15 protein-coding genes are annotated in these 24,206 nt (G+C 62.5%); 12 read left to right on the forward strand and 3 right to left on the reverse strand.

Going from position 1 to position 24,206, the window contains the following annotated elements; translation table 11 throughout:
* Nucleotides 1–74: 74 nt before the first annotated feature.
* Genes ADJ70_RS03415 through ADJ70_RS03425 form a run of 3 tightly spaced genes read right to left on the reverse strand, consistent with a single transcriptional unit; the run spans nt 75 to nt 3,984 of the window.
* Nucleotides 75–1,733: an NAD(P)/FAD-dependent oxidoreductase gene (locus tag ADJ70_RS03415; protein WP_050343497.1), complete on the reverse strand. Its 1,659-nt coding sequence runs from the start codon at nt 1,731–1,733 to the stop codon at nt 75–77.
* Complete coding sequence (locus ADJ70_RS03420; RefSeq protein WP_083443783.1) at nt 1,726–3,090, reverse strand: aminoacetone oxidase family FAD-binding enzyme; 1,365 nt, start codon at nt 3,088–3,090, stop codon at nt 1,726–1,728. The genes ADJ70_RS03415 and ADJ70_RS03420 overlap by 8 nt, the downstream gene beginning before the upstream one ends.
* Before the next feature lie 3 nt (nt 3,091–3,093).
* Nucleotides 3,094–3,984 carry an Mrp/NBP35 family ATP-binding protein gene (locus tag ADJ70_RS03425; RefSeq protein WP_050343501.1) on the reverse strand — a complete coding sequence of 297 codons (891 nt, stop codon included), beginning with the start codon at nt 3,982–3,984 and terminating at the stop codon, nt 3,094–3,096.
* Between the two features lie 233 nt (nt 3,985–4,217).
* Between ADJ70_RS03425 and ADJ70_RS03430 the strand changes: the two genes are divergently transcribed.
* The 12 genes from ADJ70_RS03430 (at nt 4,218) to hisD (ending at nt 24,196) form a co-directional block, all read left to right on the forward strand.
* Nucleotides 4,218–4,676, forward strand: a complete 459-nt coding sequence (locus ADJ70_RS03430) for a DUF2975 domain-containing protein (protein WP_050343503.1) — start codon at nt 4,218–4,220, stop codon at nt 4,674–4,676.
* 41 nt (nt 4,677–4,717) lie between these two features.
* Entirely contained in the window at nt 4,718–4,930 is a 213-nt protein-coding gene (locus ADJ70_RS03435; protein WP_050344739.1) for a helix-turn-helix transcriptional regulator, read from the forward strand.
* Between the two features lie 91 nt (nt 4,931–5,021).
* Complete coding sequence (locus tag ADJ70_RS03440) at nt 5,022–6,695, forward strand: DUF4153 domain-containing protein (RefSeq protein ID WP_050343505.1); 1,674 nt, start codon at nt 5,022–5,024, stop codon at nt 6,693–6,695.
* Between the two features lie 201 nt (nt 6,696–6,896).
* Nucleotides 6,897–9,806: an excinuclease ABC subunit UvrA gene (gene uvrA / locus ADJ70_RS03445; RefSeq protein ID WP_050343507.1), complete on the forward strand. Its 2,910-nt coding sequence runs from the start codon at nt 6,897–6,899 to the stop codon at nt 9,804–9,806.
* A gap of 1,068 nt (nt 9,807–10,874) precedes the next feature.
* A complete protein-coding gene (locus ADJ70_RS03450) occupies nt 10,875–13,457 on the forward strand; it encodes a dynamin family protein (RefSeq protein ID WP_050343509.1) in 2,583 nt (860 codons plus the stop codon).
* Complete coding sequence (locus ADJ70_RS03455; RefSeq protein ID WP_050343511.1) at nt 13,447–16,959, forward strand: ATP-binding protein; 3,513 nt, start codon at nt 13,447–13,449, stop codon at nt 16,957–16,959. The genes ADJ70_RS03450 and ADJ70_RS03455 overlap by 11 nt, the downstream gene beginning before the upstream one ends.
* Nucleotides 16,956–17,780: an HNH endonuclease gene (locus ADJ70_RS03460; RefSeq protein WP_083443784.1), complete on the forward strand. Its 825-nt coding sequence runs from the start codon at nt 16,956–16,958 to the stop codon at nt 17,778–17,780. The genes ADJ70_RS03455 and ADJ70_RS03460 overlap by 4 nt, the downstream gene beginning before the upstream one ends.
* 19 nt (nt 17,781–17,799) lie before the next feature.
* Complete coding sequence (locus ADJ70_RS03465) at nt 17,800–18,189, forward strand: hypothetical protein (RefSeq protein ID WP_050343516.1); 390 nt, start codon at nt 17,800–17,802, stop codon at nt 18,187–18,189.
* Nucleotides 18,190–19,025: 836 nt separating this feature from the next.
* A complete protein-coding gene (gene ybaK / locus ADJ70_RS03470) occupies nt 19,026–19,544 on the forward strand; it encodes a Cys-tRNA(Pro) deacylase (protein ID WP_050343518.1) in 519 nt (172 codons plus the stop codon).
* 94 nt (nt 19,545–19,638) lie between these two features.
* Nucleotides 19,639–20,850, forward strand: a complete 1,212-nt coding sequence (locus ADJ70_RS03475; protein WP_050343520.1) for a C40 family peptidase — start codon at nt 19,639–19,641, stop codon at nt 20,848–20,850.
* 263 nt (nt 20,851–21,113) lie between these two features.
* Nucleotides 21,114–22,781 (forward strand): ATP phosphoribosyltransferase, encoded by a 1,668-nt coding sequence (hisG, locus tag ADJ70_RS03480; RefSeq protein ID WP_050343522.1) that lies wholly within the window; start codon nt 21,114–21,116, stop codon nt 22,779–22,781.
* A complete protein-coding gene (gene hisD / locus ADJ70_RS03485; protein ID WP_050343524.1) occupies nt 22,778–24,196 on the forward strand; it encodes a histidinol dehydrogenase in 1,419 nt (472 codons plus the stop codon). The genes hisG and hisD overlap by 4 nt, the downstream gene beginning before the upstream one ends.
* The last annotated feature ends 10 nt before the right edge of the window (nt 24,197–24,206 follow it).

Genomic DNA, 24,206 nt, shown 5'->3' on the forward strand with positions numbered 1-24,206 from the left:
CGCTGCCTGCCGAAAGGGTGCTGCCTGCCGAAAGGGCCTGATCAGCCCATGCCTGGCAGTGGATTGCCAGTCAGCTACAGCAGGCTGTCGACGAGCGCCTGTGCCACGCGAAGGCCGTCCGTGGCGGCGCTCATGATGCCTCCCGCATAGCCGGCACCCTCGCCACAGGGCCAGAGTCCTGCCGTCGAGACGGACTGGAGGCTCTTGCCACGAACTATGCGCACCGGTGAGCTAGAGCGCGTCTCCACGCCCGTAAGGACGGCATCCGCTGCCGCGAAACCGCGCAGTTGATGGCCCATGGCAGGTATCGCCAGGCGCAGTGCCTCGCTGACGTAGGATGGCAGGCAGGTTCTGACGTCTCCCCAGCTCACGCCGCGCGGGTAGGTGGGAGAGACGCTTCCCTGATCGCTTGAGGGCACACCCTGCAGGAAGTCCCCCACGAGCTGTGCCGGTGCTGCGTAGGAGCCACCACCTAACGTGAAGGCTGCCCGCTCGCAGCGGCGCTGTAGCATCACGCCCGCAAGCACGTCCTCTCCCTCCAGGTCCTCGGGAAAGACGTTGGCCAGAAGACCCGAGTTCGCGTTGGTCCCCGCTCGATCGGAGCGACTCATACCGTTCGTGACGACACCACCCTCCTCGCTCGCCGCCGCGACGACATACCCACCCGGGCACATGCAGAACGAGAAGACGGGGCGCTGTGAGCTTGGATGTGCGACCAGCTTGTAGGGGGCGGCACCGAGCTTCGGATGACCGGCAAAAGGACCGTACTGGGCGCGGTCGATGTCCGCCTGGAGGTGCTCTATGCGCACTCCCATGGCGAAGGTCTTGCGCTCGAGGGTGACGCCTGCGTTGCAAAGCAGCTCGAACACGTCTCGCGCGGAGTGTCCGCAGGCAAGTACCACGTCACTCACGGGCCTGCGTTCCTCCACGAGAAGGCCGCTTTCCTCTCTGCGCTCGAGGACGACTGCCGTCACATGCCCGCCCCTGATGTCGAGTTTCGTGAGTCTGGTGCTCAGGTGCAGTTCCCCGCCCGCGGCCTTGATGCGCTCGCAGATCTTGGTGACGACGGCGGGGAGCAGGTCGCTTCCCACATGGGGCTTCGCATCCCAGAGTATGCGGCGTGGCGCCCCGGCCTCCACGAGGGTCTGGAGGATGAAGCGGTGCGCCGCGCTCTTGGTGCCGGTCTCCAGCTTGCCATCAGAGAAACTGCCGGCTCCGCCCAAACCGAACTGTATGTTGCTCTCGGGGTCAAGCTTACTTGTTCGAATGAAGCGCTCGACGTCGGCCGTGCGCCGCGCAGCATCCCGGCCACGCTCCACGAGCAGGGGTTCAAGTCCTGCCTCTGCAAGCGCGAGGGCGCAGAATAGACCCGCGCATCCCGCACCGACCACAAGGGGCCGCTGCGTGCGCCGTACGCTAAGAGCCTTGGGCAGCGTGAAGTGCTCGACGTCAGCAACGCGGACCTGTCTGTCCTGGTGACGCCGTGCCAGACGGCAAAGCAGCTCTCTCTCGGCGTTCTCTCCGCCGCGCAGGGCGATGCGCACGGTGTAGCCAATGTGCACGTTTCCCCTCTTGCGGGCATCGATCGAGCGTTTGCGCAACTCAAGGGAGCTCAGGTCGTCAGGGGTAAGGTGAAGCCTGCGCAGCACCACCCTGCGCAGGGTGGCCTTTTCGGTACCGTCCGCACCATCGAGCTCCTTGAGGGGCAGGCGGATGTCGGAGACGTCAAGCATGTCGGGCTACCTCCCCTGCCTCGCCCGAGCGGGTCGTGCGCGCCGTGGTGACGCTTGCCCGCGCGGCGGCAGCACCTGCGACCAGGCCGCTCTTCCAGGCCCACGAGAGGTTGAAGCCACCGCAGTCGCCGTCAACGTCGAGCGCCTCGCCCGTCGCGTAGAGGCCGGGTATGTCAAGTGCTTCGAGCGTCGTGGGCAAGAACTGCGCGTTTGCAAGGCCACCAGCCGTGACCTGTGCATGCGTGACGTCTGCGACACCCGTGATGCGAAGGGGCAGTGCCTTTGTCAGCAAGACAAGTGCCTCAACGTCGTCGTTGGGGACCCCGCTGCCCCAATCGCGCCATGTGGGCTGCCAGCGTGCGAGGGCGAGTCTCTCGAGTAGTGCCGCAATGTCAGGGTCGAGCACGCCGTCAAGGCAGCCTGGCTCGAAGTCACCCCGAGCTGAGCTGCATGCAAGCCCTCTCAGTTCAGAGTGGGAAAGGTCTGGCGTGAGGTCGAGCTCAAGTACATCTTTTGGCGCCGCGCGGCGCGACAGGTCAAAGATTACGATGCCCGAGAGGCCATAGTCCCTCAACATGACCTCGCCGCGATCCTGCCAGTGAGGGAAAGGCCCACCCTTCTTGCTGAGGGTGACGGCCGCGTGCACGCGCCGACCGTCGAGGGCAGAGAGGGGCGAGCTCTCGCAGGACAGGGGGCAGAGGACGGGTCGGGTCGGTGTCGAGGAGAGTCCGAGTCCATCAAGCCACGGCTGTGGAGCCTCTCCTGCGCCGTTGCCCCCACAGGCGACGATGAGCCTGCCTGCGCGCAGCGTTGACGGGGTGCCATCCGCCAGCGCAGAAGAGAAACTCACGTCAAAGCCCCGCCCGTCCTGGTGTCTGACCTGGGTCACGCGCCGTGCCGGTGCCGCTACCACCCCCGCCCTGCGCAGGCGGGCGATAAGCACGTTTCTCACGCTCGCCGCGCGCCTTGACATCGGGTAGAGGCGGTCTTGCTCCAGACACCAGCGCAGACCACAGTCGCGAAAGAAGCCGAGGATGTCATCAAGGGGTCTCTGGCCAAAGACCTCGCCTACGAACTCAGGGTCATTGTAGTGCCCCGCGTCGAGCAACACGTTGGAGAAGTTGCAGCGTCCGTTGCCCGTGGCGAGGATGCTGCGCCCGCACTCGAGCCCGGACTCGAGCACGACGACGGAGGCTCCCGCCTCGGCTGCGATGATCGCGGCGACGAGACCGGAGGCGCCGCCGCCTACGACGCACACGTCTACCTCCGACGGCACGTTCACAGATGTTGCCGCCCGGAGCAGGGTGTCATGCTGTCTGGCTCGAGAGACGGCCCGTGTGGTTCTGCCCTTCGACACCCCCTACTCCTCCAAGCCCTCATGGGCCTCGATCTGCTCTATCGTTCGTGCCACAAAGCCCTTGGGAAGGACGTCCTCGAAGGTTCCCTTGTCACAGCTTGTGGCGATCGTGGGGTCGATGGGCAGCTCGTCGAGCGCTGGGATGCCAAAGTGCGCGGCCGTCTCCTTGAGGCGGCTGGGCCCAAAGGGCTCTACGCGCGCTTTGCAGTGGGGACAGGGGAGCCACGCCATATTCTCAACCAGCCCTATGACTGGCACGTTCATCATGGCGGCCATGTTGAGCGCCTTGCCGACGACCATCTGCACAAGGTCCTGGGGTGAGCTCACGATCACGATACCCTCGATGGGCAGGCTCTGGAAGACGGTGAGCGCGACGTCGCCAGTCCCGGGCGGCATGTCGACGACCATGTAGTCGATCTTGCCCCAATCGGTGTCCTCGAAGAATTGGCGGAGCGCCCCCATGAGCATGGGCCCGCGCCAGAGGACGGGATCGGTCTCGTTCTCGAGGACGAGGTTGGTGCTCATGATCTTGATACCGCCCTTGGAGGTGACAGGGATGATCCGCTCACCGTAGGCTGTCGCATGCTCGCCTGATAGCCCGAACATCTTGGGGATCGAGGGTCCGGTGATATCGGCGTCCAAGATGGCAACCTTGTTGTTCCTGCGGGCGAGGCTCGCGGCTATGGCGCCCGCGACAAGGGACTTGCCCACGCCACCCTTGCCCGACACCACGCCAATCACATGCTTGATGTAGGTTCCTGCGGCAGGTACGAAACGCTGCGGTCCCTGGTCCTGCGCGCGGGCGTTGTGACCGAGAGCTGCGTCCACCTCGCGACGCAGCGCCTCCTTGTCAATCTCCGGTGAACGTGGTGTATCCGACTTCGCGTTCGTCATGGCGGGTCCTCTCGCGTCCTTTCGTTAGCTGTGCGCAATGTCTCGATTCTACCCAAAGTGTCCGGTACCTGTGATTGGGGTGTCGCGAGGGTGGCGTGCGCGTGGCGCAGAAGGATGAGATATACGAACGGATTATTGAAAATCGAAATATTATTATTGATATTCGATATATATAGACTATACTGGTGCGAGTAAGCAGTAGGCAGTAGCTAGGGATGATGGGAGATGGCCACATGTCCAAGAGGAGGACGTCCATCCTGCTCAAGATCGTGAACCTCATGGCGGTGGCGGGTTGTGTGTCCATCGCTCTTGTGGTGATACCAGGTGCCGAGAGGGTGGGCCTCGTGCCACACCTCTCGACATTGCTGTTCATCATAGGATCTGTCCCACTGCTCGCACTTGCGGTGGTCTCGTGGAGGTTGTATGGTGCGATCGGCGCGGGTGAGGTCTTCACGTCCAAAAACTCCAGAGCGCTCAGGACGATGGCCCTGCTCTGTACCGTTGACTGTGCCATCTGGCTGGTGGAACTCGTCCTGTACCTTGCCCTTGCCGAGCACCTGCGCTTCTCGGTGGCGGCGTCGCTGCTCGTCGCGCTCGCATTCTGTTTCTCCCTGGCCATCGTCTGCGCGTCCCTCTCGGCATTCACCGCAAGCGCCGCAGAGCTCAAGGACGAGAACGACTTGGTGGTGTAGGGATGGGCAAGCGAGAGCAGGTAGGACGGCGATCAGGTGAGATGTGCGGTGAAATACGCGTCAACCTGGACGTCATGCTTGCCCGAAGGAAGATGACCCTCACCCAGCTCTCTGAGCGCGTGGGAGTGACCTTGGCGAACCTCTCGATACTCAAGAACGGCAGGGCCCGCGCCGTGCGCTTTACGACGCTTGCGGCCATCTGCCACGAGCTGGACTGCCAGCCCGGTGATCTGCTTGAGTACGAGCCTGAGTGATAGTTATAGTCCCTTGAGCTGGCCTTGTTGCGTGGGAGTAGCACCGTTCAACTTCAGTATCTCTCAACTTCGATTCGATAGGAGACCAACCATGACAGATAGACCCAACGATGGGCGTCCTCCCGTCCCCCAGGGGCTCTCGGCAGCTCCTACGTCAGACGCCGCTATCCCGACGCCTTGCCTTACAGAGTCGGATACCTCGGTTCCAGGGGCCCCCATACCGCCGGGAGCGCCCCTGCCACCACAGCCATCACAGGTTCACACCAGAAGGCCTCCCGCCCGCTTCGACGAGAGGGACTGGCCCACACTCGTCCTCTCTGTCCTGCTCTCGCTCTTCTGGTGCGTCGCCTCAGATGGCCCCAAGATCTCCCTGGCATTCATCCTGTTTGGCGGCATCGGCTTTAGCATCTCCATGCTCGCGTTCTTCGCATGTGCCCTCTTCCTGCGCGGCGGACTCAAGGGTCTGGGGCCCTACACCATCTTCTTGTTGGTCGTCGTCATGGGGCTTGCCTGTGTACCTTCCGTGACGGCCAACCCAGACGTGCGCTTCCTCAACGCCTTCGTGCTCGCGGCTGCCTCGATGCTCGAGTACCTGCTGCTCGCGGGCTGTGCCGAATCCGTGGCGCTTTCCTTGGAAGGGGCGTGTCTCGCCCTGGCGACCTTCGTCCGAGAGCAGGGTCGCAACATACGCGTGCTCAGGACCCTCAGGCGCGGCTCCAAGGGAGAACGGAGCGTCCTTGCCGCTGCCCTTCGCGGGCTTCTTGCCGCCGCGCTCATCCTAGCCTTCGTGCTCCCGTTGCTTGCCAGTGCCGACGAGGGTTTCGCGTCTGCGTTGAGGGGGCTTTTAGGCTGGCTCGACGACGGTTGGGTGATGTACAGGGTCGTCCGCCTCGTCTTCATCGGCGCCCTCGCGTTCTCGCTGCTGTACGGCGTGGCGCATGCGCATGGCGGGGACTCGTCCACGCACCCTGCGTCGGGTAGGCCCGCGAGCGCCGTGACGGTGGGCACCATGCTTGCTGTGCTTGACCTCCTCTACCTGATGTTTGTGGCGATCCAGTTTGGCAGGCTCTTTGGCGGGACGTCCATCGCGGTAGGCGACCATGCGTATGCTGGATACGCGCGTGAGGGCTTCTTCCAGCTGGTCATCGTCGCGGGCATTAATATCGTGGTGGCCTTCCTGAGTGTGCGGGCGCGCAGGGGCGCACCCCGCTCGGTAGTCTTGATCGTTTTGCAGTACGTCCTCCTTTTTGCGATCCTGGTCATGCTCGCCTCAGCGGCTCTTCGCATGGGGGCCTATGTCGGACGCTACGGCCTGACCATGCTGCGCGCCCTGACCTATGTCGGCATGCTTGCGATTCTCTCACTTACGGTGCTCGTGGCGGTGTGGGTCATACGTCCTGGCCTCAAGGTCTTTCGCTGGTCTGTCGTGGCGCTGCTGGTGATCTGGCTGGCCTTTGGCCTCTCGTCCCCTGCTGAGCGCATCGCGCAGTACAACGTGGAGGGCTACCTGTCGGGCTCCATCGAGAGAATAGACGTGGCCTACCTCGTCTCCCTTGAACCTGACTCATCTTATGCCATCGAATGCCTGCTGGACAAGAAGCCCAGCCTCCGTCAGGAAGTCATGGAGATGCGGCACTACGGCGGCACGGGATACGGCTACGCGGGATACGGCGACGCCCGCGAGGGGTATGGGGGGATGTCTGCGCACCACGACTGGGCGGAGCGCTCACTGCGAGAGCTGGTAGGCTCGGGCGACGAGTCGTAGGGGCCTGGAGCGCGCGAGGCGCGATGGGCCGCGTCGCAGGAGTGGGATGCGGGTCGTGTGCAGTTGCGGGCGTGTTTAGAGACGTTTGCCGCCTTGGGTAGACTAGGTGCCGAGAAACCATCTGCTTGGGCTGTCCTCGTGGCATGTAGCTGCAGGTCCTTTGGCATGCCTAGGCGACTCAGAGCGAACGGACAGGTACCCATGGCATCGGAATCCATCGTCATCCGCGGAGCGCGCGAGCACAACCTGCGCGACATAGACATCAGCATCCCGCGCGACAAGCTTGTCGTGATCACGGGCCTCTCGGGCTCGGGCAAGTCGAGTCTCGCCTTCGATACGATCTACGCCGAGGGACAGCGGCGCTACGTGGAGTCCCTCTCCAGCTACGCCCGGATGTTTCTGGGCCAGATGGACAAGCCCGACCTCGACAGCATAGACGGCCTCTCTCCGGCAGTCTCTATCGACCAGAAGACCACGAGCCGCAACCCCCGCTCCACGGTGGGTACGGTCACGGAGATCTACGACTACCTGCGTCTGCTCTTTGCCCGCATCGGGGTGCCGCATTGCCCCGAGTGCGGGCGGCCCATCGAGCGCCAGACCACCGACCAGGTGGCCGACAAGGTTCTCGCACGTGCGCAGGGACGCCGTGCGCTCGTGCTCGCCCCGGTAGTCCTAGGTCGCAAGGGCGAGTACGCCAAGCTCTTCGAGGACCTCGCCAAGGAGGGCTTCTCCCGCGTGCGCGTGGACGGCGAGGTGCGTGATCTCTCCGAGACCATCAAGCTCGACAAGAAGTACAAGCACTCCATCGAAGTCGTGGTTGACCGCATCGTCGTGCGCGAGACCAGCCTGGGTCGCGTGGCCGAGGCCGTAGAGACGGCGACGCGGCTCGCCTCGGGACGCGTGGGCTTCTACCTGCTGCCTGACAAGGACGCGCCCGAGGGGACAGAAGGTGAGCTCCTCCAATACTCGCTCGCCCTCGCCTGCCCGGAGCACGGCCACTCTATAGATGATCTCCAGCCGCGCGACTTCTCGTTCAACGCCCCCTACGGCGCCTGCCCCGACTGCGACGGTCTCGGCGTCCGTCGCATCGTGGACGCCGAGGCGCTCATCGAGGATCCGACCCTCTCGGTCAAGGACGGCGTCTTCGACGCGATCTTTAGCCACTCCAACTACTATCCGCAGATCCTCTCCGCCGTCTGCAGGCACCTGGGCGAGTCGGACGAGACGGCTTGGCAGGACCTCTCGAAGAAGGCGCAGAAGGCCCTGCTCGATGGCTTGGGTGACACTAAGATTCGCGTGGACTACCACACCCGTGACGGGCGCGATACGCACTGGTTCTCCAAGTTCTCTGGCGTGCGCTCCATCCTGTTCGAGAAGTACCAGGAGACCACGAGCGCGACCATGAGGGCCCACCTGGAGAAATTCGTCCGTGAGGTGCCCTGCCCCAGCTGCCATGGTGCGCGACTCAAGCCCGAGTACCTGGCCGTCACCGTGGGTGACAAGAACATCCAGGAGGTCTGCGACCTCTCGTGCAGGGACAGCCTGTCCTTCTTCGAGCGGCTGCAACTCACGGAGCGCCAGCACCTCATCGGTGCCCCCATCGTGAAGGAGGTCATCGCTCGTCTGCGCTTCATGGTCAACGTTGGCTTGGACTACCTCACACTCAGCCGTGCGGCCACGACCCTCTCTGGCGGCGAGGCACAGCGCATCCGCCTGGCCACCCAGATAGGGGCGGGTCTCATGGGCGTGCTCTACATCCTAGACGAGCCGTCCATAGGCCTCCACCAGAGGGACAACAACCGCCTCATCGACACGCTGAAGCGACTGCGCGACCAGGGCAATACCGTGATCGTGGTCGAGCACGACGAGGACACCATACGTGCGGCCGACTATGTGATCGACATGGGTCCTGGTGCGGGCGAACTGGGTGGCGACGTCGTTGCCGCAGGTACGCCAGAGGAGATCATGGAGCACCCCGACTCCCTGACGGGGGCTTACCTCACGGGAAAGAGGCTCATCAGGCTTCCCGAGAAGAGGCGCAATCCGCGCCGTGGGTTCATTCGGATCACAGGTGCTCGCGCCAACAACCTCAAGAACGCGAGCGCCAAGGTGGAGCTGGGTACCTTCACTGTGGTCACGGGCGTCTCCGGTTCGGGAAAGTCGTCGCTTGTCACCGATACGCTGGCTCCGGCGCTGACCAACATCGTGCATCACTCCAAGCGCGTCGTCGGTCCCTATAAGAAGCTCGAGGGCTTAGTCGACGACGAGGGTCGAAAGATCGTGGACAAGGTCATCGACATCGACCAGAGCCCCATCGGTCGCACGCCGCGCTCCAACCCCGCCACCTACATCGGCCTCTGGGACGACCTGCGCAACCTCTTTGCCTCCGTGCCCGAGAGCCGGGCTCGTGGCTACAGTGCGGGACGCTTCTCGTTCAACGTATCGGGAGGGCGCTGCGAGGCCTGCAAGGGTGACGGCCAGATAAAGATAGAGATGAACTTCCTGCCCGACATCTACGTGCCCTGCGAGGTCTGCCACGGCAAGCGCTATAATCGCGAGACCCTTGAGGTCACCTATCACGGCAAGAGCATCAGCGATGTGCTCGACATGACCGTGACCGAGGCGCTCGCGTTCTTTGGTAACATCCCGCGCATCAAGAACAAGCTGCAGACCCTCTTTGACGTGGGGCTGGGCTACATCCACTTGGGCCAGAGTGCCACGACGCTCTCGGGCGGCGAGGCCCAGCGCGTGAAGCTCGCAAAGGAGCTTCACCGCCAGCAGACGGGCAAGACCTTCTACATCTTGGACGAGCCCACGACAGGCCTGCACTTCGAGGACGTGCGCATGCTCGTCGAGGTGCTCGAGAAGCTCGTGGATGCGGGCAATACCGTGCTCGTGATCGAGCACAACCTCGATGTCATAAAGATGGCTGACCGCATCATTGACCTCGGTCCCGAGGGCGGGGAGGGCGGCGGGCGCGTCGTGGCCTATGGCACACCCGAGCAGGTGGTGAAGGTGAAGGAGAGCTATACCGGTCACTACCTGGCACCCATCCTCGAGCGAGATCGCGAGCGCATGGTGGATGCGGGTGTGGAGTTGGGGCCGTCGTAGAACTCTGGCGCGGGGTCGTTGCCGAATCGCATCGCGGGGACCGGGACGTCTCCCGGGGCCGCGTCTGCGCCGCACCTCTCTCGCGCTCGTCTCGCGTTGCATTGCGGGGCCGAGGCGTCTCCTTGCATCGCGCCTATGCAGGCTCACGTAGAGACGCATTCTGGAGGTGACGCCCCAGCCAGAGTGTGTCTTTTGGTGAGGCGTGCCCCGGGGGCGCGACCAAAGTGCGCTTTTCCGTGAGGCCCGACGCGCAGAATGCGCTTTTCCGTGAGGTGTGCTCTGCGGGCGCGGGCCAGACTGCGCTTTTCCGTGAGCCCATCAGGACAGAATGCGCTTTTCCGTGAGCCGACGCCGCGTTTGCGCAGGTGAGAAAAAGCGCACTCTACGGAAAAGCGCATTCTGGAGTTTGACGTTACGGAAAGACGCATTCTGCGCGCTCCAGAACCGCCAGAGTGCGCCTTTTGGTGAGGCGCCTCACGTAAAGACGCATTCTGGAGGTGACGCCCCAGCCAGAGTGCGCCTTTCCGTGAGGTACGTCCCCGGGGCGCGGCCAAAGTGCGCTTTTCCGTGAGGTGCGCTCCGGGGGCACGGGCCAGACTGCGCTTTTCCGTCACGTCGCAACCACAGAGTGCGCCTTTCCGTGAGGCCCAACGCGCAGAGTGCGCTTTTCCGTGAGCCGACGCCGCGTTTGCGCAGGTGAGGAAAAGCGCATTCTACGGAAAAGCGCATTCTGGAGTTTGACGTCACGGAAAGACGCATTCTGCGCATTCTGGCCCCCGCCCCTCACGGAAAAGCGCACTCTGGACGGGCGGCGGGTGGCCACGGGCAGTACCGATCACGGGTACACGGGTAGCGCCTACCGAATTGTCACCGACCAGGTTGGCCAGGACAGTGCCAGTCGGGTTGTCGCTAAGATGCAACTCATCTCGCTGACGCGGGATCTTGAATCGCGTATTTTCAAACCATTTACAGAACTTGAGGGTCAATCGTCCTCAGGTCATGTGATACTACAGGACGTGCCACGTGTTCGCATTGACCATAACGACGTAGTGCAAGGTGTGTCGAATCATGTCTCGAGTCAAGATCATCAGCGATCCCTACAGGAAACAGACCAACTTTCAGTGCGAGGGCGATGCCGAGGATGACTGGCGTCCGGTCAACCCAGGCAGCAAGCTTTTGGGGGACAGCATCGCGCATGGGTTCTTTCCCTTCAAGGTGAAGGAGATCGTGGACATCATCGTCGGCGACTACTGGACGTCCGGCAACCCGGTCAGCATCGTCTTCGAGGGAGCGAGCGACGAGTACGGGGAGCTTGAGGCGATATGTGCGGATGCCCGCTACGTAGACACCGTGAGGCTGTCGCAGTCCGCAAGACGTCTGTCCAATGCCCGCGACATCCTCCCGGACATCATTGCGCTCTTCCATGAGCTGACCCCCTTCCTCACGGAGCATGTCAGAGATCACTCCAAGATCGACAATGACCTGAGGAAGTTCTCAGACGCATCGAGTGATGCGGTGCCCATCTGTGTCATGGGCAACTATAGCGCGGGCAAGTCGACCTTCATCAACGCCCTCATCGGCGCTGAGCTGCTTCCCAACGGGGATGAGCCCACGACGGCTCGCATCTACCAGATCCAGCGCTCCCAGCGCGACGAGACCGGCCGCATCGACTTCTCGTACGAGGGGACTGACGTCTCTCTGAGCTTTGGCACCAATGGCCTCTCAAGTTCGAAGGGCGAGGGCGACCTTCCCATCTTGGATACCGTGCGCTCTGCGGCCGAGGCTGCTGCCAGCGGAGGGCTCGTGCGGCAGATGAACGCGGCGCTGCGGGTGATAAACGACTGCGTCTCCCTTGAGGGACAGGGCAGGGTCTCTGACCTCGTGAGAATCGAACTCCCGCTGAGCGACGTCGATCCCTGGGCGCAGTCAGGAAACTTCGTGATCTTTGACACCCCTGGGTCGAACTCGGCAACCCACGCGGACCACCTGCGTGTCCTGCGCGATGCCATGCAGAGCATGTCAAACGGCGTTCCCGTGTACGTCTCCCAATATGACTCACTTGACAGCATCGACAACCGCAGCCTGTACGACGAGATCAAGAAGATCGAGGCCCTTGACAGCCGATTCGCGATGATCGTCGTAAACAAGGCGGACATCGCCTCGCTGCCAAAGGGTGGGTTGAGCGCCGAGGACGAGGCCCAGATACTCCATCAGGCCGTCCCTGCGCACATGTACTCGCAGGGAATCTACTTCATATCCTCCATCGTGGGTCTGGGAGCGAAGGTGGACGGGCAGTTCTCGAGCGACTACTATGCGGAGAAGTTCGAGGACCAGCAAAGAAAGTATGCAGACCCCTCTGAGCCCTATTACAAGTCTCTGTACCTGTACGACATCATGCCCGAGCAGATAAAGGCGAGAGCCGTCACGGAGTCGAGGGCGTGCGAGAACCTCATGCTCGCAAACAGTGGCCTCTATGCCCTCGAGCGCGCGATGCAGACCTTCGCGTGCAGGTATTCCTCATACAACAAGTGCTACCAGTCGAGGCAGTCGCTTGACAGGATCATCGACATCACGCAGGAGGAGCTGTCGCTGACGAAAGAGGACTGCGAGCGCTCGAGAAACCAGCGCAACAAGGTGCTTGAGGATGACAGGGAGGCGCTTCTTAGGCAGCTCGAGGCGAGGGAGGCAGAGCTGAGGGAAGAGCAGGTCTCTTCGTTTCGGGAGGCCTTGCTCCCGGTTGCCGACGACGTGTGCAAAACCCTGCGTCCCGATGACCTCAGTAAGAAGGAGGAGTCACTCATCGCAAAGGAGAAAGAGCGCCTGGGCTACGACGAGCTAGCCGAACGGGTGCGCCAGGCCCATGGCGCAGTGTTTGGTAACCTTACTAACCGTGCGCGTGCCTTTGCGGAGGACGAGGGCGGGACGTCTTCCGACCAAGAGGACGGGCCTGTCGAGAAGACAGGGACGATGGGTGACGTGAGGGAAGCCAGAAATGCGAGCAGGTCGCGGCAGGAGCTTTTGAGCCGTGCGACGCGGGGTGCCACCGACAAGCTGCTGGCACAGCTTGAGGGACTTCTCGTGTCTAGGTTGAGAAAGGCGAACGAGACCATCACCTTGCGTTCGCGAGAGTACTGGGAGGATGCCTCCAAAAGCAGTCGGCAAGCGCTGTACGAACTGGTCTCGGGCTCGACGGAGATCGACGAGGGTGTGAGGCAGGAGCTTGCGGATGTCATCGCGGACTACAGACCCCTCGAGCTGAGTCAGCCGACCGTGGAGTACTTCGACAAGGAGAGGATGCACGGTCTGTGGCTCGGAAACTTTCGTCTGATACGCTCTGACAGGCTGAATATCCCCAAGGTCTCCAAGGTGTATGGCCGCACGGTCCGGCAGGTCGTTCACGATGAGATCTTTCCCAGGGTAGAGGAGAGCCACAGGCAGAGCTTCGTGCTGTGGCTCCAGGAGCTCCTGGCGCTCTGCTCCAAGAACATCATTTCTTACAATCCCTCGCTGAAAAGCCAGGCACAGATCATAGAGGATGATACGAGGAGGATCGCCGAGCTGGAGTCGGGCATAGACATGCTCAAGAGATGCAGGAGTCAGATAAGTCTCATGCTCGACTGGAAGGACGAGGTGCTCGCGTATGGGGATTAGGAGCCTTGCCAGGCGCATTGGCGGCAGGGCAGCAGACGCGGTTGCCAGTCTCTCGGTGCTTGGTCCCGGCCAGCTCAAGGAGATCCAGGAGCGACGAGAGAGCTATCTCTCCAGGATGGCGGATCCCACTGATGCGGCGGCCAAGAAGCTGACGCAGACCCTCCTTGCCGCAAACGCCGTCGAGGTCTATGATGCCTACCTGCCGCAGTTGCGGGAGCTCTACGTGCCCGTCTCGCGCGACGAGGAGTACGAAGGCGCATTTGACCCGGCCCATAACGTGAGGTACATCAACATCACCAGGTGGGTCATGGACGCCACTGAAGACAGCCTCGAGAAGCTCGTGAACGTCTATGACGTGCTGTCCGACGAGGAGTGCAACATAGCGCTCGTGTTCCACAGGACCACCCATGACACCCAGGTGTTCCTCGCCGTGGTCAACGTGCGCAATGATCATGACAACGTCAACGTGGATAACTACATGGACCGGGTCACGGGAGCCCTGAGGGGCAACTTCCCGGGCTCTGAGTGGGGACGGGAGGTGTGCACGGGCGTCCCTCCCTGCATCGACGACGACAGGCCGTACTCGGTCGCATGTGCGTCGAACATTCCAACGGAGAAGTCCGAGAGCTTTGTGAGCCAAACCGTCGACAAGTTGTTGGACGGCATCGTGCCCGCAAACATGACCCAGCAGTACACGCTGATCTTGCTGGCGTCGCCCATCCGGGACGTGGGGGAGCGAAAGCTTCGCCTTGGTGAGATCTACTCGGGCCTTGCCCCGTATGCCTCGTGGCAGACCAACTACACCTTCACGGAGTCCGACTCCCAGATGTCTGGCGCCACCGTGGGCCTGAACGTGGGAGCAAGTGCCGGCATGCAGGTGGGCACCAACCAGTCGATGACGGACGCCGACGCGACGAGCGACTCGACGAGCAGCGCGGAGTCAGAGAGCGCCTCAGTGGGCGAGACGAGCGGGACGACCCACAGCGAGTCGAGCAGCAGCACGCACGCGGATACGTCGGGCGAGAGTACAACAGGTTCTGTGCAGGTGAACACATCGCTGAGTTCTCGAGCGGGCATAAGTGTTGGTGGGGCGAGCGCGGGCGTCGGGAAGAGCGTAAGCGTTGGGGCGAGCGTGAGCCGACAGTACAGCTCAAGCACCTCAGACGCAATGGGTACCTCGGTCTCGGATGGGAGTTCGAGGTCCATCGCCAACACGGTTGGCAAGGCAGTGTCACGGGGCCTCGGTCGTGCGGTGACCAAGACGGTGGGTACGGCCGCCGGCAGCATGGCCGCAAAGAGCCTTGGTGCGAACTTCGGCATGAACTTTGCCAGGACCTCAAACGTCACGGCGACGGTGGGCAAGAACGAGGGCATCACGCAGTCGTTCGCGAACTTCTCTGTCAAGCATGCGCTTGAGCTGCTCCAAGAGCAGATGAAGCGCTATGAGGCGAGCTCCGCGCTCGGGATGTGGGACTTCGCGGCGTACGTCCTGAGCGAGGACCTGAACGTCGCCAACAACGTCGCCCACACGTACCTGGCCCTGACGCAGGGTGAGCTGTCCTATCTGTCAAGTTCTGCCGTCAACCTCTGGCGTGGGGACATGGGCGAGGGCAGCGGGGCGGCGCACGAGATCTACAGTTACCTGCGGGAGCTGCGTCAGCCACTGTTTGGCATCAGCCCCGACCTCATCTCACGAGACGACGACTTCTGCGTCTATCCGCCCCTCGTGAGCGCGATGACGCCTCTGAGCGGCAAGGAGCTGGCGCTGTCCCTCAACTTCCCGAGGAAGTCCCTGGCGGGGTTTCCGGTGATAGAGTGCGCGGAGTTTGGCAGGAGCGTCACGACCTACTCTGCCGTCCGCCCTGACGCTGCGGGCGAGTTCTCGCTCGGCAGGGTGTTTCACATGCTGCATGAGGAGAGAACGCCCGTGAGGCTCTTTGCGGACTCGCTCAGCTCCCACGTGTTCGTGACTGGTAGTACGGGATCTGGCAAGACCAACACGGTCTGCCAGCTCCTCTCTGAGGCAGACAGGGCGGGCGTGGGCTTCCTTGTGGTCGAGCCTGCGAAGGGCGAGTACAAGGACGCCTTTGGTACGAGGGGCGACGTCAGGGTCTTTGGGACCAACCCCCTGGTCGCACCGCTGCTGAGGCTCAATCCGTTTGCCTTTCCCGCAGGTGTCCATGTCCTCGAGCATCTGGACAGGCTCGTGGAGGTCTTCAACGTCTGCTGGCCGATGTACGCCGCGATGCCTGCGGTGCTCAAGGAGGCTGTCGAGCGCTCCTACGAGGATTGCGGGTGGGACCTGACCGAGTCCACCAATGATTACGGGGAGGGACTCTACCCCTCGTTTTCGGACGTCGCGCGCAACGTGAGGGAGATCCTCGACACGAGCGAGTATGATGCCGAGAACAAGGGCGCCTACAAGGGAGCCTTGCTCACGCGCCTGAGGTCCCTGACCAATGGGATCAACGGCATGGTCTTTGCCAGTGTCGGACTTGATGACGCAGAGCTCTTCGAGGGCAGGGTCATCGTCGACCTGAGCCGCGTCGGCTCCAGCGAGACGAAGTCGCTCCTCATGGGCGTCCTCGTGCTCAAGCTGCGGGAGTACCTGATGAGTTCCTTCCCCGTGGCCAACAAGGGCCTCAGGCACCTGACCGTCCTTGAGGAGGCACACAACCTCCTCAGGCGCGTGTCGACCGAGCAGTCGGCCGAGGGCGCAAACCTGCTTGGCAAGAGCGTGGAGATGCTTACTAACGCCATCGCCGAGATGAGGGCCTACGGGGAGGGCTTCGTCATCGTCGACCAGGCGCCCGGACTGCTCGATCTGGCGGCGATACGCAACACCAACACCAAGATCATCATGCGCCTGCCCGACGAGGACGACCGCCAGCTCGTCGGGAGGTCCGCCAACCTCAACGATCGTCAGGTCAAGGAGCTCGCGAGGCTGCCGCAGGGCGTGGCGGCGGTCTACCAGAACGAGTGGGTCGAGCCCGTCCTCTGCAAGGTCGAGCGATTCGAGGCGCCGTCTGGGACTTATACGTACGCGCGCCCGGAGGTGCTCGACCCCTCAGGCAAAAGAGAAGACGCACTTCTCATCGCCGAGCTGCTGAGCGGGGGCAGGACGCTCTTTGGCCCAGAGCGGTTTAAGGACCTGCGAAAGAGGCTCGATGCCCTGGGCGTAGAGGCCTTCGTACAAGTCCTTATCCTGAGGTTCTTGCAAGCGCCTCCAGCCGAGCCGCGCATGACGAGGCTTGGTCCCGTGATGAGCGCCCTCTTCCCGGACGTGCGTCGCGCGGTCGTCTCGTCACATCGCGAGAGCGCCTTCGACATGTCCGCATGGACGAGGGCTGCATCTGAGTGTTTGGCACAAGAGGCTCAGACTACCTTGGCCGAGCAAGTCAGAAGAGACATCATCCAGGCGATCGTCACCGACTACCTCTACAACGAGCTCCATGACGAGAACGCGCTAAGAGAGTGGTCCATCAAGGGGGGTTTGGCATGAGGGGGATGTCTGACGTGGGCTCGAACCAGGACGTGGCACGGCCACCCGATCCCTCAGAGCTCTCCGGTAGCGTCCATGGCAGTTTTGACCCCGACGCAAGGATTGGGAAAGCTGCCCCGGATGGCGTCGGGGTCGAGCGTGGGGACGTTGGGAAGGCGGATGATGCCCTCTCTGATTTCAATCCCGATGCGCGTATTAGTACACCATCAGGGGATGCTGCGGCGTCCGAGGCGGAAATTCCCGATTCGGGGGAGCCTAATGTCCAGGTCCCAGAGCATGCGTCCGGTGACCTGCGGGGTCCTGACGGGTACTACACATCCCTTGATGATCGAAAAGGGCTGGCACTGGCTACACGGGGCGAATGGGTCTCGAGTCCAGGCAATTCCCTCTGCAGGCCTGACGTGACCACCGAGGGGGGCAGAGCCGTCAAGGAGGAGCTCGCTAGGGCCGGGCTCGAGGGAATCGTCTATAAAGGCTGCGTACCCGATTTCGGTCCCGTCGCCAAGGAGACCGTCACGATCGATACCATGACGCCTGATATCGAGACCAATAGGACATCGGCCTACCAGGCCCTCGCTGACAGGTGGTGCGCGGAGGGGCGTCCCGACAAGGAGGGAAACCCCAAGACCGACTGGATCTCGCGTGACGTCGCTGAATGGAAGAAGGAAAACAACCTCGCGTTCCATGAGTGCAGCGACATGCACACCTGTCAGTTCGTTCCGCAGACCATTCACTCATACTATAAGCATTACGGTGGCCGCTCGGAGTGTGCAGCAAAAGAGAGGCTAGAGGGCATGGGAGTCGGGGAGCAGCAGCTATGAGGCATGGGAGGTAGCAGCTATGAGCGGCATTGTCATGAGCACGTGGGGCAAGGAGATCACCGTTGAGGTCAGGTTCGACCTCCTCGACGACGAGAGGGTGACCTCAAAACAGGCGTATGCCTTGGGCGTGATATTCGTCTTGTGGGATGCGGTGAACGGTGCGCTCGACGCTCTGAAATCCTACTGCCTCGAGAACGATGGGAACATGCTTACCTCCGAGTGCGGCACTGCGCGCATCGACGACATCTTCGACGTGGTGGAGCCCTACTCCCTCTTCGTCGTTCGGGATGATTCAAAGCGCTCCGTCGCGCTCATGTGTCACTACCGTCTTGATCCGGAGCATGGCCTTGCCCTCCTCTTCGAGAACGAGAGGCTCACGAAGATTGGGCCGGAGGACATCGCCTTCTGATAGCGCGCGACTTCTGGTGCGTGTATCCCGACGCCGCCTCGAGGGCCGAGCTTGTTACAGGCAAAGTGCGCTTTTCCGTGAGGCCCAACGTGCAGAATGCGCTTTTCCGTTACGTCGCCCGCCCAGAATGCGCTTTTCCGTAGAATGCGGTTTTCCTCACCTGCGCAAACGTCGGTCCGTCTCATGGAAAAGCGCATTCTATGTTTTCCGCCTCACGAAAAGACGCATTCTGGAGGTGCCGTCTCACGCAAAGGCACATAGTGTTAACGGCGACCGAGATCAGCCAAACGGGACTGCGGCGAAAATCTTGGACCAAAACAAGTCAGTCACTCGTGCGGCGTCGGCCATGGGGGTTGCGCGCGGGTGCCGTGCGAGGTCAGGGACTGCGGGACCCAGATGGGTGACAGACGGTGCCGGTGCGGAGGAAGGTCGGCTCGCTCCGCGCGGTGCGACGGAAGGTCGGCGCGCTCCGCGAGAGGTTCGACATAGACCCTACGGACCTATCCCTGCTCGGAGGGCAGGTGGGTGTGCCAGTCTAGCAGCTAAGCGTCACAGTTGAGGTGGCGCGGAGACTCAGGGCGACTATATGCGCATCTCGTAAGCGATATCCCATGACGGCGCCGCCAATCCGATGGGGGCAGCACCGCGAGACGCTACTGTCCGCAATCCGGTCCGAGTGCTCGTCGTGGCTCATCGGCCATGCCAGAGGGTATACAGAGTATGCAGCAACAAGTGCGCAGTGGTCTTCCAAAATGTCTGGATAAGGCAAAGGAGATGAGGGTGTCGGTGGTCTTGATAGGGGTTGCGAGCGGCACGACGCTGGGAGTTGGTCAACCATGAGTAGACGAGAGAGGGAGAGGGTCGCAAAGACCAACGCCATGCGTGAGTTGGAGCGCGGTCACATCACCTACGTGGCCCGCGAGCTTGGCGAGGAGAAGGATATCTCGCGTGGACTCGGTCTGCGAATGGCGCGGGAGGCGGGAGAGGATCCCCAGAGCCAGTTCAAGACCCTCGTCTGCGTGGCGCCCTCGGGCGGCCACATGGTCTGCTGCATCCCCGTTGCAGACGAACTCGACCTCAAGAAAGCCGCAGCGGCAGCGGGCGAGAAGTCTCTTGAGCTTCTACCTGTCAAAGACCTTGAGTCCGTGACGGGGTATGTGCGTGGGGGCTGCACGCCCGTGGGTATGAGACGACAGTTTCCCACCCTTATCGACGAGACGGCCCAGCTCTTCGGCACGGTAGGCATATCTGGAGGCCGACGTGGCCTGAGCCTCGAGCTCGACCCCGGTGACCTCGCAGGGTTTGTCAAAGCGACATTTGCCGATATCGTGCAAGGTAGTGACAGTTCGCACTAAACTGGACTATACTGGCCTTTACACATTTTTCGATGACAATCTGAACCTAAAATCTGGCAAACGTCACGGGACGTGTTTCGAGAGGGGTCTACCTATGGGCAAGCTGGTTGTTTCGAGAAGGAAATTGCTTGCTCTGGCGGGTGGTATGGCGCTGGGGGCGGTCATGTCGGGGCTCGGCGCGACGCTGGCTTACGCAGATCCCGAGGCATCGCAAGAGACCTTGGACGCGCTTTCCGACGCGAAGGCGCGCTACGACGACGCCGAGGCAAAGCTCGAGGAAATCGGCAGCCAACTCGAGGAGCTGGGCGCCCAGCAAGAGCAGACACAGCAGCAGGTCGATGACACTCAGTCCAGGATCGACGAAACTCAGTCAAAGATAGAGGACTCGAGGCAAAGAATCCGGAGCAAGCAGGAGGAGATCGACCAAAAGCAGAGGGAGATCCAGTCCGCACAGGACGAGCTGGGCAGGAGCGTCGCCGCTAACTATAAGACGGGCGGGATTTCCATCGTCGACATCGTCGTCAACTCAGGCTCCCTCGACGAACTCGCCAACAGCATCTACTACTCTGACAAGATCGCCCAGAGCGAGCGGGACAAGATTGCTCACATAAAGAGTCTGAAGTCCCAGCTTGAGGAGCAGAAGGCCCAGCTCGAAGAGGAGAAGGCCCGGCTCGAGAGGCAGAAGGCCCAGCTCGAGGAGCAGAAGGCCCGGCTCGAGGAGCTCAAGAGGCAGCTGGACCAGCAGGCGGCAGACACGCAGGCCAAGCAGCGGGAGGCCCAGTCGGTGGTCGACGGACTCGACCAGGAGGTAAAGGACCTCATAGCTAGGCGCGACGCCGAGACCCAGGCTGCGCGCGAGGAGGAACAGCGTAGGGCCGCAGAGGCTGCCGCAATGGCAAACTACGGTGCGGGCACACCTGCCATTACCGGTTCGGGGCTTCGCGAGCGACTCTGCAATGCCGCGCTGTCGCTCCTTGGTGTCCCCTATGTGTGGGGTGGGACCTATCCGCAGTCAGGGGGGACGGACTGCTCTGGCCTCATGCAGTGGGCCTTTGCCCAGTGCGGCTACTCCATTCCGCGCACGACCACGACTCAGCTTGCCGCCTGTAGGGCTGCCGGCCACGTGTTCTTTGACACCTCGCAACTCCAGCCTGGCGACCTCGTGTTCGTGAATGGGGGCCACCACGTTGCCATGTATCTTGGTAACAGCAGGTGTGTCCATGAGCCGAGCCCGGGTGGGGTCTGCATGGTCTCCCCACTGAGCCGTTGGGGTGGTATCTATGCGCTAGGTTTTCCGCTCGCGTAGGTCTTATGCGCCGCGCTACGGGCGTCGCTGCGGTCCTGCGACATCTCATTGCGATCCCGCTATCTTTGCGAAAGCTTCACATAGGTCTCATACAACCTGCGTATGTCACGTACGTGAGGGGGTTCGATGCTTCCGAGCCACTTGAACCACTCAAGGTAGTAAAAAGTGCGTTTCCCCCTGCACCTTTCTTCTTGGTGTGGGGCACTTCCCGTTTAAAGTCGTGGGGTACGGTACTGGTGAAGGCGTAGGACAGGAGGAATGCGGTGCGGGCTGGAACAGCGCGGGGGTTTCGGGACATCCTTCCGAGCGAGGCGCTCGCCCGCGAGCGCATCGTCGGCATGGTGCAGGCATGTCTCACAGGGCACGGCTACGTTCCTGTCGAGACGCCTCTCCTCGAGCTGCACGAGACCTTCGAGCGTGTCGGTAAGCCGAGAATTCCATCATTTCAGCTCTTCGACTCAGAGAGCGGACCGCTCGTGCTCCGGTCCGACCTTACGATGCCCATTGCGCGCATGGTGTCCGAGCGAACCGACGAGAGCAGCCTGCCCCTTCGTCTGCGCTATCTGGAGCCTGTGGTCCGCGAGAGCTCGGCCCTTGCGGGGCAGCCGAGGCAGTTCACCCAGCTCGGGGCCGAGCTCTTCGACGTGCGGGGCAGCCTGCCCGAGATCGAGATAGTCTCGGTCCTTGCCGAGACGCTCAAGACGCTAGGCGTGCCATCCTGGCGCATCGTCTGCGGTTCTGTGACCCCGCTCCTCTCGCTGCTTGACGCCTGCGCACCAAGTGCCGCCTTTCACGCACAGGTCCTGTCGCTGGTTCATGACTCTGACCTGCCGGGGCTCGACGAACTAGTCAGGGGCGCCATGCTCGATCGTCGTGCGGCCCATGCGCTGAGCTCTCTTTGCCGCCTTGCCGGCGACGCCTCCACCATCGATGAGGCCGACGGCCTTCTCGCCGAGGTGGGCATCCCCATTAAGAGGCGTGGGACGTGTGAGCTGCGTGACTTCGCGAGGCAGCTCTCGAGCCTTACCGAGGATGCGGACATCGGTTTTGACTTCTCGATCGTCAACTCCTTCGACTACTATACGGGTATCGTCTTCAAGGCCTACTCTGACGCCTCGAGCGGGGCGATCGCCTCGGGGGGGCGCTATGATGCGGTACCCGAGAGCTTCGGTCGTTCCGAGATGTCTGCCTGCGGCTTTGCGCTCTCGTTGGAGCGTCTGCAGGAGGTGCTCGGCGAGCAGGGGGAGTCGGGTGTCGTGTCTACCGCACGCGGGCGCTCGACACGCCCGCTCAGGATCGCGGTTCCCAAGGGCGGGCTCTTTAGAGGTGCCGTGGACGTACTCGGTCGTGCGGGTCTTCCCGTGGAGGGCCTGCGCAACCTCGGGCGCAGGCTCATCGTTTCGGCGGGCGACGTTGAGTACGTGATCGTGCGTGCCCAGGACGCTCCCGCCTTCGTGGGCCACGGCGGTGCCGATTGCGGCATCTGTGGAAATGACTCGATCATCGAGGCGGACATCGAGCTCGTCCAGCTCGTTGACCTCGGCTTCGGTGCCTGTCGTTTTGTGGTGGCCGAGCCTCGCGCCAAACAGGGCGTCGCCGAGGGTGCCTACTCATGGCGCGGGACCGTGCGTGTTGCGACCAAATATCCACGCATCACGCAGGATTACTACGACTCCATCGGCCAGAAGGTTGACATCGTCACTTTGCACGGCAACATCGAGCTTGGACCCATCGTGGGTATGACCGATCGTATCGTGGACATCACCGCGACAGGGGCCACGCTCAGGGAGAACGACCTCGTCATCGTCGATGACGTCATGAGCTGCACTGCCCGCTTCTTCGCAGGGCCCGCCGCCTATCGCTCCGATGGACGCGTGCGCAGGCTCGCAGCGAACTTGGGCAAGCTCTCACAGGAGGGAAGAGAAGCATGAGAATTCTAAGCCTTGGTGTCGGCGGGCGCCTTGACAGGGCGGCGCTCAGACCTCTAGGCGCACTTCCGCGGGAGGCCATGGAGGCTGCCGAGCGGATAGTGGACGATGTGCGCGAGCGTGGTGACGTTGCCGTCCGCGAGCACTCCCTGCGCCTCGATGGGAGCTGCCCTGAGGAGTTTCGCGTTCCTGGGGAGGTCATCGAGGGCGCGCTCGACCTGGTGGACGAGGAGTTCCTCTCCGCCCTGAGGCTCGCAGCCAGGCAGATTCGCGACTTTCACGAGAGGGAGCGCGAGCGCTCCTGGTTTACCACGCGTGCCGACGGCACTGTGCTCGGCGTGCAGGTGACGCCGGTGGCCGCCGCCGCGCTCTACGTGCCAGGTGGTCGCGCCCAGTATCCATCGACTGTGCTCATGGACTCGATCCCCGCGAAGGTCGCCGGCGTGCAACGCGTCATCATGATGACTCCCCCGCAGAGGGACGGATCACTCTCGGCCTACACGCTGGCAGCAGCGGCAGTCGCGGGTGTGGACGAGCTGTATGCCGTGGGAGGTGCCCAGGCCATCGCTGCCGCAGCCTATGGTACTGAGTCCATCCCTCCCGTCGAGAAGATCGTGGGTCCCGGTAACGCCTTCGTTGCCGCCGCCAAGCGCTGTGTCTCGGGCGACGTGGGCATCGACATGGTCGCAGGCCCCTCCGAGGTGTGCGTGCTCGCAGACGCTACGGCCGACCCCGTCGTGGTCGCTGCCGACCTCATGGCACAGGCGGAGCACGATCCCATGGCAGCCTGCTACCTCGTGACCCCTGATGCGAGACTTCCCCAGAAGGTGGAGGATGCCATCGAGCTTCTGGTCCCGCAGAGTCCGCGCAAGGACATCACGAGGGCATCGTTGGACGTCCACGGTGTCATCGTTATCACCAGCTCGCTTGCAGATGCCGTGGATGCCGTGAACGTGATCGCGCCGGAGCACCTTGAGCTTCACTGTGCGGACGCCCTCTCGCTTCTGGGCAAGGTGAGGAATGCGGGCGCCATCTTTGTGGGCGCCTGGAGCTCCGAACCTCTGGGCGATTACGTCGCCGGTCCCAACCACACCCTGCCAACGGGCGGTACCGCTCGCTTCTCGAGTCCGCTTGGCGTCTATGACTTCACTAAGCGTTCGAGCGTGATCTCATACTCGCCAGAGGGGCTGCTCGCCGATGGTCCTGCCGTCCAGGCGTTGGCCCAGGCCGAGGGACTCTGGGCGCACGCACTCTCTATAGGCCTTCGAAGGAGACTCCTCGCAGAAGGCAGGGCGAGCACGGGCTTTTCCGATGTCGCCTCGGCATGCGAGGACGCAGGATTCACCGCCTGGCCGCGAGCACTCAGGGCGCCGGGTACAGCGAGGCTTTCGGATCCTGGCGATCAGGCCGGCGACTAGCTTGGGGGAA

Origin of the sequence: Olsenella sp. oral taxon 807 (assembly GCF_001189515.2) — a bacterium.
Lineage (GTDB): Bacteria > Actinomycetota > Coriobacteriia > Coriobacteriales > Atopobiaceae > Olsenella_F.